Genomic DNA, 12114 nt, shown 5'->3' with positions numbered 1-12114 from the left:
TTTACAAATCTGTGCAAATTCCTGCTTGTCCGACGTAGAGAGCGCCTTTTACACTGGCTGCACGTGTTATAAGGACATTTCTTCATGACAGCCTCGCGCCCTCATCCACTCAGCTTGCGACATCTGCGCTATAAAAGCAGATGGGGCTGGATGTTGGCGTTATGCTGGCTCTTGCTGAACACTCAGTTGGCTATCGCCAGCCACCGTTGCGATGTCCCCCTCATCGCGGCGGCCCCCGTAAATGTTCAGCATGATACCCATCGGATGCAGCAAGACGCCGTCATGGCCGACATGTCGGCCGGGTATGATGTTCAAACGACAGCGAGCGTCGGCCCACTGTGTGAGAAACATTGTCAGCCTGACACCGCCAGCCAGGATTTACCGTCGTTATCGTTGCTAGCGTTGCCCGTCAGCAGCGAACTGCTGCCCGTGCAACCATCGCAACCTGTTACTGTCGGCAGCAACCGCTGGTTTACACCACCTGTCGCCGGACCTCCCGCCGAAATTCGTTTTTGCCGATTCAGAGAATAGCCTCCGCGATAAACAACCTCTGTGCGTTTTCACGCAATGACTTGTTATTTATCGTATTTATGGAGCTATTATCATGCGTACACTTTCTATTTCCATTGCCGCCTTACTCTTCTCTGCCCCCTTATTGGCCGAGCAGCCCCAGTCCATGACCGGTGAGATGAACGGCATGTCTCACTCGATGACTGGCAGCATGCAGCATAGCGATATGCAACATAACAATATGGCTATGTCACCTGCGCCGACCGAATCCGCAACCGTCTACCAGGCCACCGGCATCGTCAAACAATGGAACGCCGACAGCGTTACGCTGGCGCATGACGCCATTCCCGCGTTGCGCTGGCCAGCGATGACCATGACCTTCCGTCTGCCAGCAAACGATAACCCGACACCGTTGCAACCGGGCAGTTCGGTCCGTTTCAGCTTCGTGCAACGTGCTGACGGCTACACCCTGACCGACATCAAACCGCAGCAAAACTGACCGGAGACCACCATGCACATACGCACGCTCCGCGCTTCGCGCGCGTGGCTGGCGATGTTGTTGTGGCTGCCTGCCGCGTCATTCGCGGCAGCACTGGATCTGGATGGCGCACTGCAGGCGGCGGAACAGTATTCCGCCGATCTGTCTGCCAACCAGCACCAGATGAACGCGCTGCAAAACATGGCCGACTCCGCCACACAACTGCCGGACCCACAACTGAAATACGGCATCGAAAACGTACCGCTTGGCGGCAATAACACCCGTCGTCTGACGCGTGAGGGCATGACCATGCAACGCATCGGCATCATGCAAACCTATGTCAGCGCCACCAAACGCGAACGTAAAGCCCAAACCATTCAGGCGCAAGCCGACACGGTTCGCAGCAACAGTGACACCCTGCGTGCCCAGTTGCAGCGCGATACGGCCCAGGCCTGGCTGGAACTGGCGCTCGCTCGCCAGACACGGCAAGACGTCGCTGCACTGGTACAGGAAAGTCAGCGTCAGATTGCCATTCAAAAAGCCGGCGTGGCCGCCGGGGGAGAGTCGGCCCGGGTAATGGATGCCCGCCTGACGCTTTCGGCGATGCAAGACAAGCTGGCTGATGCCGAGCGGGATGTTTCTATCGCGCAGGCCCGACTCACCCGGCTGACCGGCATCAACGAGGTCACCACACAGGGGCCGTTACCGCGCTTCGAGCGCCTGCCTGCCGAACCAGCGGTCTTGTACGCCGCTATCGCCCAGCACCCGGAAATAACCCAGGCCGAACAGGAAACCCGTCTGGCACAGGCCCGTGCGGCGCAATCTGCGGTGGCAGCCATCCCGGATGTCGGCGTCGAAGTGTATTACGGCCGTCGCGGCAACAGTTTCGACGATATGGCTGGCGTCGAGATCAGCATGGATTTGCCGCTGTTCCAGTCCAGCAGGCAGAACAAAGATCACGCCGCCGATGTGGCACTCAGTATGGAGGCGCGCGACCGGGTCACCCTCATCCAACGAGAGCACCGGGCGCAACTCGACACACTGCTGGCGCAGTATCAGGCCGCCCAGTCCCGCTGGCATCGCCAAACCGACGACGTACTACCGTTGCAGCAACAGCGTATCCGGCTGCTGCAAAGCCAGTATCAGAGCGGCAACAGCGATCTGGTCAGCATATTGGAGGCCCGCCGCGCATTGCTGGATAGTCGTATCGCCGCACAGAACGCCGCCCGTGACATGGCAGCCCTGTGGGCCACCCTTCGTTACCTGACGCCACAAGGAACCGCCGCAAAATGAACCGTACTTTTACTGTCAGTTTGATTGCCGTAGCGCTGGTGGCGGCCATAGCCGGTTACTCCGTGGGTGACTACCGCAGTAGCCATCTCACCACCGCGACAGCGAAGCAGGCCACCACGCCCGACGCCAACAGCGAGCGTAAGGTTCTCTATTGGTACGATCCGATGGTGCCGGATAAACGCTTCAGTCAACCCGGCAAATCGCCCTTTATGGATATGCCGCTGGTACCGCGCTACGCCGATGAGGTACAGGATAACGGCAGCGTGATGGTCAGCCCACGCCAGCAACAGAACCTCGGTGTACGCACCGCGCGGGTTGAGCGCCGTGAACTACGACCTCAGGCAGTCGGTTATGGCACCGTGGCGCTGAATGAACGCACGCTACGCACTGTGGTCGCCCCCAGCGGCGGCGTGGTGGAACAGCTTAACGTCAGCGCAGTGCAACAGCCGGTACAGAAAGGCGAAACGCTGGCGGTACTGTGGAACCCAAGCTGGGCCGCGGCTCAGCAGGAATATCTGGCGGTACGCCAGTTGGGAGACACCGGGCTCAGTCAGGCCGCACGACAAAAGCTAGCCCTGATGTTCATGCCGGAAAGCGTCATCCGGCAGGTGGAGCGTAGTGGCAAACCGCAACCACGTCTGACAATTACTGCACCCGAGAGCGGCTATATTAACCGGCTGGATGTGCGCAGTGGCAGCCAGTTAACACCAGCGCAGCCGTTGTTTGAGCTGGCCAGTCTCGACCCGGTCTGGGTTGAAGTGGAGTATCCGGCCGCACAGGCGTCAGCGTTGCATATCGGTGACGAGATGCTCGCCACCAGCGACAGTTGGCCGGGTGAAACCTTTCGTGGACGTATTGCCGAACTGTTGCCGCAACTCGACACAGCCACCCGCACGCTGAAAGCCCGTGTTGTGCTGGATAATCGCCAGCAACGCCTCAAACCCGGTATGTACCTGACAGTTCGGCTGGCTACCGGTACGGCTCGTCAGACGTTAATGGTTCCGCAACAAGCCCTGTTGGTCAGCAGCAGCCAGAACCGGGTACTCTTGAGCGACGGACAGGGCTATTTCACCCCACGTCCGGTTGAAGTAGGCATTATTCAGGACGGCTGGGCAGAAATCCGCTCCGGCCTTGCCGACGGCGATAATGTCGTGATCTCCGGCCAGTTCCTGATCGACTCCGAAGCCAGCCTGCGCAGTGCATTCAGCGCGTTTAGCGATAACACTCAAGACCAGGCTACGCCGCCCGCTGCCACAGCCGCCAGTGACTACCAGACCCGAGGTGTCATCAAAGCCATCAAGGGCAAACAGGTCACCCTTGTCCACGACGCCGTGCCAGCGCTCAACTGGCCGCCGATGACCATGGATTTCACCTTTGACGGTAATACGCTGCCCACGACTCTCCAGCCAGGCATGACGGTGACATTCCGTTTTCGACTGGATGATAACGGTGCGCATTTGCTGGCTATCCAGCCCGTTGATACAGCGGTTCACGGAGGTCACCAATGATCGCGTCAGTGATTCGCTGGTCGATAAAAAACCGCTTTCTGGTGCTGATCGCCACCCTGATGATGGCGGCGTGGGGAGTCATTTCACTGCAGAAAACACCGTTGGATGCCCTGCCTGACCTCTCCGACGTACAGGTGATTATCCGGGTTAGTTATCCCGGTAAAGCACCACAGGTGGTGGAAAATCAGGTCACCTATCCGCTAACGACCACTATGCTGTCGGTACCCGGTGCGAAAACCGTGCGCGGCTTTTCCATGTTCGGTGACGCGTATGTCTACGTCTTGTTCGAGGATGGCACCGACCCTTACTGGGCGCGCTCCCGCGTACTGGAATACCTGAGTCAGGTGCAATCTACCCTGCCCGCCGAGGCGAAAGCCTCGCTGGGGCCAGACGCCACCGGGGTCGGTTGGATCTACGAATACGCGCTGGTTGATCGCAGCGGCCAACACAGTCTGGCTGATTTGCGCGCTATTCAGGACTGGCTGCTGAAATATGAGCTGAAAACCGTGCCCAATGTGGCGGAAGTCGCCAGCATCGGCGGTATGGTTCGTCAGTATCAGGTGGTACTGAACCCGGAACGACTGCGCGCCCTTAACGTCACGCACCAGCAGGTGATCGATGCGCTGCGGGCAGCGAATCAGGAAAGCGGAGGGTCCGTTATCGAGCTGGGCGAAGCCGAGTACATGGTCAGAACGTCCGGATACCTGCTAAAAACGGAAGACTTTCTCAACGTGCCGGTAGGTCGACGAGACGGCATTCCAATCCTCTTGCAGGATGTCGCCACCTTACGACATGGCCCGGAAATGCGCCGTGGCATTGCCGAGCTTAATGGCGAAGGCGAAGTCGCGGGCGGTGTGATTGTGATGCGCTCCGGTAAAAACGCACTGGAAACGCTGCGTGCCGTTCATGCCCGCTTACAACAGATTCGTCAAAGCCTGCCCGCTGGCGTCGAAATCGTCACCACGTATGATCGTTCGCCGCTGATCGAACGTGCTATCACCACCCTCAGCCATAAACTGCTGGAAGAGTTTGTGGTGGTCGCGCTGGTGTGTTCGTTGTTCCTGTTTCACTTTCGGTCTTCGCTGGTGGCAATCATCAGCCTGCCGTTGGGGATTCTGGGGGCGTTCATCATCATGCGCTACCAGGGGATCAACGCCAACATCATGTCGTTGGGTGGGATAGCTATCGCCATCGGTGCCATGGTCGATGCCGCGATTGTGATGATCGAGAATATGCACAAGGTGGTCGAACAGTGGCGACATCAGCACCCGGACACGGAGCCGGATAGCGCCACCTGGTGGCAACTCGCAACACAAGCCGCAACAGAGGTTGGGCCTGCGCTATTTTGCAGCCTGTTAATCATCACCTTGTCGTTTATCCCGGTGTTTTCACTAGAAGCGCAGGAAGGCCGCCTGTTTTCGCCGCTGGCGTTCACCAAAACGTATGCAATGGCGGTGTCTGCCGGTCTTGGTATCACACTGGTACCGGTACTGATGGGCTATTTCGTTCGCGGTCGTATCCCTGACGAACAGGCTAATCCTCTCAATCGCTGGCTGATAGCGTTGTATCAACCGGTGTTGCAGCAGGTACTGCGTTTTCCCAAAACCACACTGGCGGTTTCGCTGGCACTGCTGGTACTGACGCTGTACCCGCTTTCTCGTCTCGGCAGTGAATTTATGCCGCCGCTGGACGAAGGTGACCTGCTGTATATGCCCTCCACCCTACCCGGCATTTCACCACGCGAAGCAGCCCGGTTACTGCAACAAACCGATAGGCTGATTAAAACCATACCGGAGGTAGATAGCGTGTTCGGCAAGGCCGGTCGTGCTGACAGCGCCACCGACCCGGCACCGCTGACCATGCTGGAAACCACCATCCGTTTGAAACCGCGAGAGCAGTGGCGGCCCGGTATGACCATGGACAAACTGGTCGCCGAGCTGGATCGCACCGTCAGCCTTCCCGGCATTGCGAATGTGTGGGTACCGCCCATTCGCAACCGGCTCGACATGCTGGCGACGGGCATAAAAAGCCCGGTCGGCATCAAGGTCAACGGAGACAACTTGCATGCGATAGAGCAAGTCGCTGCACAGATAGAGCGCGTGGTAAAAGGCGTGCCCGGCGTGACATCGGCGCTGGCAGAACGCGTGGCGGGCGGGCGCTACATCGACATTGATATCGACCGACGGCGGGCTGCCCGCTACGGCGTATCGGTACAGGAATTACAGTCGATGGTCGCGACACTGATCGGCGGGGAAAATATCGGCGAAACACTGGAAGGCCGCCAGCGTTACCCCATCAACGTGCGTTACCCACGAGAAATCCGTGACTCACTCGAGGCGGTAAAAAATCTGCCGGTGGTGACGCAAAGCGGCGCTCGATTGGTTCTCTCCGAACTGGCTGATATCCGTGTCAGCGAAGGACCGCCGATGTTAAAAAGCGAAAACGGCCGATTGTCCGACTGGATTTATGTCGACCTGCGCGGACGTGACCTGAAATCTGCCGTGGAAGAGATGCAGCGCCAGGTGGCGCAGCAGGTCTCATTACCGCAGGGCATCTCGCTCAGTTGGTCTGGTCAATTCGAGTATCTGGAGCGCGCGACGGAAACCATGAAGCTGGTGATCCCCTTCACCCTGCTGATTATTTTTATCCTGTTGTTCGTGACTTTCGGCCAGATCAAAGACGCGTTGCTGATTATGGGTACACTACCCTTTGCGCTGATCGGCGGTGTCTGGCTGTTGTATCTGCTCGGCTATAATTTATCTGTCGCCGGTGCGGTAGGATTTATTGCGCTGGCAGGGGTAGCGGCGGAGTTCGGGGTGATCATGCTGTTGTACCTGAACCACGCGGTGGAAAAACACCGCCTGCCGGGACAAACGCTGAGTGACGCGCAGTTGATGGCCGCTATCCGTGAAGGCGCGGTATTGCGTGTACGTCCGAAAATGATGACGGTTGCCACCATCATGGCCGGGCTGTTGCCCATCATGTGGGGCGGCGGCACCGGTTCGGAAATCATGCAACGCATTGCCGCGCCCATGATAGGCGGCATGGTCAGCGCACCGCTGCTGTCGATGCTGGTGATTCCGGCGCTGTTTTTGTTGCTCCACCGCAATAGGGTGGAGAAATAGACAAGCTGAAACGATAAAGCCGCTTGTTTTATCGCCATTGTGGCGGCATATAAATCAGGCGGCTGGGTGACTAGCGATTGCCGATAACCGCTCTCCGGCCCTATAATGAGCGCAGTTATCATAGAAATCTTAGTATATGAAGGAGTTAAGCTATGGCTGTAACTAAGCTGGTACTGGTGCGACATGGTGAGAGCCAGTGGAACAACGAAAACCGCTTCACCGGCTGGATGGATGTTGATCTGTCCGAGAAAGGCGTCAATGAAGCCAAACAAGCAGGTAAACTGCTGAAAGAAGAAGGTTTCAGCTTTGATTTTGCCTACACCTCTGTGCTGAAACGTGCCATTCACACCCTGTGGAACGTGCTGGACGAGTTGGACCAGGCATGGCTGCCAGTAGAAAAATGCTGGAAACTGAACGAACGTCACTACGGTGCGTTGCAGGGCCTGAACAAAGCGGAAACCGCTGAGAAATACGGTGACGACCAGGTGAAACTGTGGCGTCGCGGCTTCGCGGTCACCCCGCCAGAACTGACCCGTGACGACGAACGTTTCCCGGGCCACGACCCGCGTTACGCGTCACTGAGCGACAAAGAGCTGCCGCTGACCGAAAGCCTGGCGCTGACCATCGAACGCGTAGTACCGTACTGGAATGAAAACATTCTGCCGCGTATCAAAAAAGGCGAGCGCGTGATCATCGCTGCACACGGTAACTCTCTGCGTGCGCTGGTGAAATATCTGGATAACATGAGCGAAGAAGAAATTCTGGAGCTGAATATCCCGACTGCCGTACCGCTGGTTTACGAATTCGACGAAAACTTCAAGCCGATCAAACGCTACTACCTGGGCAACGCCGACGAAATCGCTGCGAAAGCAGCCGCCGTCGCTAATCAGGGTAAAGCGAAGTAATTCGTTTGATACGCTTGATGTAAAAAGAAAAAACCCGGTTAAAACCGGGTTTTTTTATAGCCAGGACAAAAGCTGTCAGCCGCGACGCTGACGTACCGCCGCCGCCAACTGGCGCAGCAGGCTATCGGTATCATCCCAGCCGATGCAGGCATCGGTAACACTCTTGCCATAAACCAGCGGTTCGCCGCTTTCAAGGCTCTGGTTACCTTCCACCAGATGGCTTTCCACCATAACGCCCATGATCGCTTTCTCGCCACCCGCTACCTGACGGCATACGTCTTCGCACACGTCCATCTGCTTTTTGAACTGCTTGCAGCTGTTAGCGTGGCTGAAATCGATCATCACCTGTGCTGGCAGGCCCGCTTTTTCCAGACCCACTTTCACCGCCTGCACATGCTCTTCGCTGTAGTTAGGCGCTTTACCGCCGCGAAGAATGATATGGCAGTCGTGGTTACCGCTGGTATTGACGATCGCCGAATGGCCCCACTTGGTTACCGACAGGAAGCAGTGCGGCGCACGAGCGGCATTAATGGCATCAATCGCCACCTTGATGGTGCCATCAGTACCATTCTTAAAGCCCACCGGGCAGGACAAACCGGATGCCAGCTCACGGTGCACCTGGGATTCCGTCGTCCGGGCACCGATAGCCCCCCAGCTCATCAAATCAGCCACATACTGCGGCGTGATCATGTCCAGAAACTCACCCGCAGCCGGTAAACCGGTATCGTTGATATCCAACAGTAACTGACGGGCGATGCGCAGGCCATCGTTGATCTGGAAGCTGTTATCCATGTGTGGATCGTTAATCAGCCCCTTCCAGCCCACCGTCGTACGCGGCTTTTCAAAATAGACGCGCATCACGACTTCTAAATCGCCATGCAATTCTTCACGCAGTTTCAGCAAACGCGCCGCGTACTCTTTAGCCGCTTTCGGATCATGGATGGAACAAGGCCCAATCACCACCAGCAGGCGATCATCATTGCCTTTCAGGATTTTATGAATAGCATTGCGGGCATTAAATACAGTCTGTGCTGCACGCTCAGTGGCTGGAAATTTCTCCAACAGTGCAACGGGGGGAAGTAGTTCTTTAATTTCTTTAATTCTCAAATCATCATTCTGGTAATTCATAATGGGTCCATGTCTCCATAGCAACAGACGATCATCCCCTGTCGACCCGGAGTAAAAACGAAAAAAATAATAACGTCGCCATTCATATTGCAGGCTGGCGAATAGAAGTCAAGCAGCTCACACCTGGTGCAAATAATACTCACCGGTATTCAACCACGGTAACGACCACTATTCACTGTGCGTGAGAAAAATACTGAGTGCAGGTCAACCACCGACTTCAGACACAGAACCGGGCAGGACATGCAAGCGGATGCTCGCATGTCTGATGTCAGCTATAACGCGCGGGCAAGCGGCTGCGAGTGATTATCACGGGCACCTTTTATCCATAGCCAGGTGCCGTTCAGCGCAATCAGCGTCAGCACCATATACTGCAACGACATGGCATACACACCCTGATAAGCGAAAATCACCACGCTGATAATATCGATGACGACCCACAGCAGCCAGTTCTCAACATACTTACGGGTCATCAACAGCATAGCCGCCACTGACAATACCGTCATGGCAGAGTCCCAGAAAGGAAACGCGTCCGGCTGCAACGTCGGCATCGACACATCCATACCCACGCCCTGCATTGCCGCCACCGCAATGCGGCTCAGCAGGAAGAAGAATGGGTCGATATACCGAGACATCAGTACAATCGCAACCACACACGCAACGCTCCACCAGAGAGCCTGTCGACGCGATAACCAACGAACCTGCAACGCCGCACCCTTGTCCTCGGTCGTTCTGCTCCAGGCATACCAGCCATAGACATTGGCGGCGAGAAAGAAAATCTGCAACAACAGGCTGGCGTATAGCTGAATCTGAAAGAAGATCAATGCAAACAGCGACACATTGACCAACCCAAACAAATAATTGCTGGTCTTTTCCAGACTCGCCAGCCAGATACATACCAGACCGGATAACGTCCCCAACGCTTCAACCCATGACAGGTCATAACCGTTAGCCCCTAACGGGATGTGAACCAGAATATTGCTGGTACTAAAAAATCCATCTCTACTCCTGAATGATCCTGAATGGTAATGACTATGACCTGAGTGTAGCCGCAAACTCCAGCATTCGATTCAGTGGCACCAAGGCACGCTCACGGATAGCGCCATCCACCTCAATGCTATGGTTGGACACCTGAGGCTGCTCCAGAGCCGTAGCAATCGCCTCAAGCCCATTCATCGCCATCCACGGGCAATGTGCGCAACTGCGGCAGGTAGCCCCTTCACCAGCCGTTGGTGCCTCCAGCAATACCTTTTCCGGGCACGCCTGCTGCATTTTGTAGAAAATGCCGCGGTCGGTCGCGACAATCAATTCTGGATGAGGCAACCGCTTTGCCGCCTGAATCAGTTGACTGGTCGACCCTACGGCATCCGCCATCTCAACGACGCTTTGGGGCGACTCTGGATGAACCAACACCGCCGCCTGCGGATACAGTGCCTTCATTCGCTTTAACGACTGCGTTTTGAATTCATCATGCACAATGCAAGCGCCCTGCCAGCACAGCACATCCGCACCCGTTTGCTTTTGCACATAGTGCCCAAGATGGCGATCCGGTGCCCAGATGATCTTCTCACCCATACTATCCAGATGTTCGATAAGCTCCACCGCAATACTGGACGTCACCACCCAATCCGCCCGGGCTTTAACCGCCGCCGACGTATTGGCGTACACCACTACCGTGCGATCGGGGTGGCTATCGCAAAAAGCGCTGAATGCCTCGACCGGGCACCCTAAATCCAGCGAGCACTCCGCTTCGAGCGTTGGCATCAGGACGGTTTTTTCCGGGCTGAGTATCTTTGCCGTTTCCCCCATAAACCGCACACCGGCAACGATCAGTGTAGTCGCGGGGTGCGTACGGCCAAACCGTGCCATTTCCAGTGAATCGGCAACACAACCGCCGGTTTCTTCGGCAAGCGCCTGAATCTCCGGGTCGGTGTAATAGTGTGCCACCAGCACTGCATTGCGTGCTTGTAGTTGGTGTTTAATCCGGTGGCGATACTGTTGCTTTTCCTCTTCGGATAGCCGTCTGGGTTTAGCGGGAAAAGGGTAATCAATAGCGGATGGTTCAAAAAACAGGCTCATCATGGGATTCCGTGCAGTTGCAGGCGTTAAGGCGACGTCATTTACGAGAAACGTGTTTTATATACTAAACAAAATATCGCAATAACATCATAAAGTCTGCTTTTTCTTCACTAAGAAATTTCAGAAATGCCAGATGTGTTTAATTTATTAAAAATATAGCGCAGTTAATGCACAAGGCGGCCAGAAAAGCCGCCCGACGCCATCAGGAAAAGATGCGGTGCCAATACAAGGAGAAGGGAATAATCAGCACCAACGCAGGCAGGAAGTTAACCACCGCAAAGGTTTTTATCTGCGCAATACGCAATCCGACAGCCATCATCACAATGCCACCGCACGCCGCGAAGTCACCCATCGTGATATCGTTCATAAACGGCATGATAAGCCTGGCAGAGAAAAACAACAGCGCCTGTACCAGCACCTGAGGAATGGCTATCGACATCACCGCAACACCCAGCGTAATCGCAAAAATCAGTGCTGTGAAAATATCGAGCGCCGATTTAATGATGAGCAGTTGATAGTCGCCGGTCAATCCTTCCGTCATAGCACCGACCACACCGGTACCACTGGCGCAGAACAAGACAATCAAGGCGGTAAAATTTTGGGTATACACATCCTGGGGTAACTTGTTCTCTGGCGATGGTACAAACCGGCTCAACAGGCGCTCTATCATTATCGCCCCTTTCTGAACACCAGCTTCAAGACGCAGCAACTCGCCAATCCCAACCCCCAGAATAATCGCCAGCGCCACTGCCGGGAGTTGGTGAACTTTCACTACCAGCGTCACACCCATAGCAATCGATACCATCGCAAACGCGGGCGGTAACCCATCACGCATACGTTGAGGAATAAAGCGGCGTAACGCCACACCCAATGCGCCACCAATCAAAATAGCCGCGCCATTGATAACCGGACCAATCATCATCAATTATCTCTCAAGGCGAATCCTTCGACACACAGGACTATGAAGGGATATCACCAGCCGTCAAAAAAGAATCCATTACTATACGCCAAATGCTACGGTGTGACGGAGCAAGGTTGAAGCAAAAAGAGATATAACAAATGCCAGTCAGAGCATCTGGAAGGATGAGGTA

General features: G+C 55.6%; 10 protein-coding genes. 6 read left to right on the top strand and 4 right to left on the bottom strand.

Annotation, left to right across the window (positions count from 1 at the left end; genetic code table 11):
• Nucleotides 1-84: 84 nt before the first annotated feature.
• The 6 genes from DZE2538_RS05855 (at nt 85) to gpmA (ending at nt 7819) form a co-directional block, all read left to right on the top strand.
• Nucleotides 85-531: a hypothetical protein gene (locus DZE2538_RS05855; protein WP_023639251.1), complete on the top strand. Its 447-nt coding sequence runs from the start codon at nt 85-87 to the stop codon at nt 529-531.
• Between the two features lie 73 nt (nt 532-604).
• Nucleotides 605-1009, top strand: a complete 405-nt coding sequence (locus tag DZE2538_RS05850; RefSeq protein WP_038915815.1) for a copper-binding protein — start codon at nt 605-607, stop codon at nt 1007-1009.
• A gap of 12 nt (nt 1010-1021) precedes the next feature.
• A complete protein-coding gene (locus tag DZE2538_RS05845) occupies nt 1022-2281 on the top strand; it encodes a TolC family protein (protein WP_038915814.1) in 1260 nt (419 codons plus the stop codon).
• Complete coding sequence (locus tag DZE2538_RS05840; RefSeq protein WP_038915813.1) at nt 2278-3789, top strand: efflux RND transporter periplasmic adaptor subunit; 1512 nt, start codon at nt 2278-2280, stop codon at nt 3787-3789. Before DZE2538_RS05845 ends, DZE2538_RS05840 begins: the two co-directional genes overlap by 4 nt.
• A complete protein-coding gene (locus DZE2538_RS05835; RefSeq protein ID WP_038915812.1) occupies nt 3786-6914 on the top strand; it encodes an efflux RND transporter permease subunit in 3129 nt (1042 codons plus the stop codon). Before DZE2538_RS05840 ends, DZE2538_RS05835 begins: the two co-directional genes overlap by 4 nt.
• 152 nt (nt 6915-7066) lie before the next feature.
• On the top strand, nt 7067-7819 hold the full coding sequence (gene gpmA, locus DZE2538_RS05830) for a 2,3-diphosphoglycerate-dependent phosphoglycerate mutase (RefSeq protein ID WP_012770570.1): 753 nt from the start codon (nt 7067-7069) through the stop codon (nt 7817-7819).
• A 75-nt stretch (nt 7820-7894) separates the two neighbouring features.
• Here gpmA and aroG read toward each other — a convergent pair whose 3' ends face one another.
• The 4 genes from aroG to DZE2538_RS05810 form a co-directional block, all read right to left on the bottom strand.
• A complete protein-coding gene (gene aroG / locus DZE2538_RS05825) occupies nt 7895-8947 on the bottom strand; it encodes a 3-deoxy-7-phosphoheptulonate synthase AroG (RefSeq protein WP_012883926.1) in 1053 nt (350 codons plus the stop codon).
• A gap of 272 nt (nt 8948-9219) precedes the next feature.
• Nucleotides 9220-9999, bottom strand: a complete 780-nt coding sequence (gene pnuC, locus DZE2538_RS05820) for a nicotinamide riboside transporter PnuC (protein WP_050568655.1) — start codon at nt 9997-9999, stop codon at nt 9220-9222.
• On the bottom strand, nt 9977-11023 hold the full coding sequence (gene nadA, locus DZE2538_RS05815; protein WP_038915811.1) for a quinolinate synthase NadA: 1047 nt from the start codon (nt 11021-11023) through the stop codon (nt 9977-9979). Before nadA ends, pnuC begins: the two co-directional genes overlap by 23 nt.
• 202 nt (nt 11024-11225) lie before the next feature.
• Entirely contained in the window at nt 11226-11942 is a 717-nt protein-coding gene (locus DZE2538_RS05810; RefSeq protein ID WP_023639246.1) for a DUF554 domain-containing protein, read from the bottom strand.
• Between the last annotated feature and the right edge of the window lie 172 nt (nt 11943-12114).

The organism is Dickeya zeae NCPPB 2538 (genome assembly GCF_000406165.1).
In the GTDB taxonomy this organism is placed as follows: Bacteria; Pseudomonadota; Gammaproteobacteria; order Enterobacterales; family Enterobacteriaceae; genus Dickeya; species Dickeya zeae.
This window is presented reverse-complemented; position numbering and strand designations above follow the sequence as displayed.

Bases quoted from the DNA above. Each gene is read 5' to 3' on its own strand.
- nadA (WP_038915811.1), bottom strand. From the start codon at position 11,023: ATGAGCCTGTTTTTTGAACCATCCGCTATTGATTACCCTTTTCCCGCT.
- DZE2538_RS05835 (WP_038915812.1), top strand. From the start codon at position 3,786: ATGATCGCGTCAGTGATTCGCTGGTCGATAAAAAACCGCTTTCTGGTG.
- DZE2538_RS05855 (WP_023639251.1), top strand. From the start codon at position 85: ATGACAGCCTCGCGCCCTCATCCACTCAGCTTGCGACATCTGCGCTAT.
- aroG (WP_012883926.1), bottom strand. From the start codon at position 8,947: ATGAATTACCAGAATGATGATTTGAGAATTAAAGAAATTAAAGAACTA.
- DZE2538_RS05850 (WP_038915815.1), top strand. From the start codon at position 605: ATGCGTACACTTTCTATTTCCATTGCCGCCTTACTCTTCTCTGCCCCC.
- gpmA (WP_012770570.1), top strand. From the start codon at position 7,067: ATGGCTGTAACTAAGCTGGTACTGGTGCGACATGGTGAGAGCCAGTGG.
- DZE2538_RS05840 (WP_038915813.1), top strand. From the start codon at position 2,278: ATGAACCGTACTTTTACTGTCAGTTTGATTGCCGTAGCGCTGGTGGCG.
- DZE2538_RS05845 (WP_038915814.1), top strand. From the start codon at position 1,022: ATGCACATACGCACGCTCCGCGCTTCGCGCGCGTGGCTGGCGATGTTG.
- DZE2538_RS05810 (WP_023639246.1), bottom strand. From the start codon at position 11,942: ATGATTGGTCCGGTTATCAATGGCGCGGCTATTTTGATTGGTGGCGCA.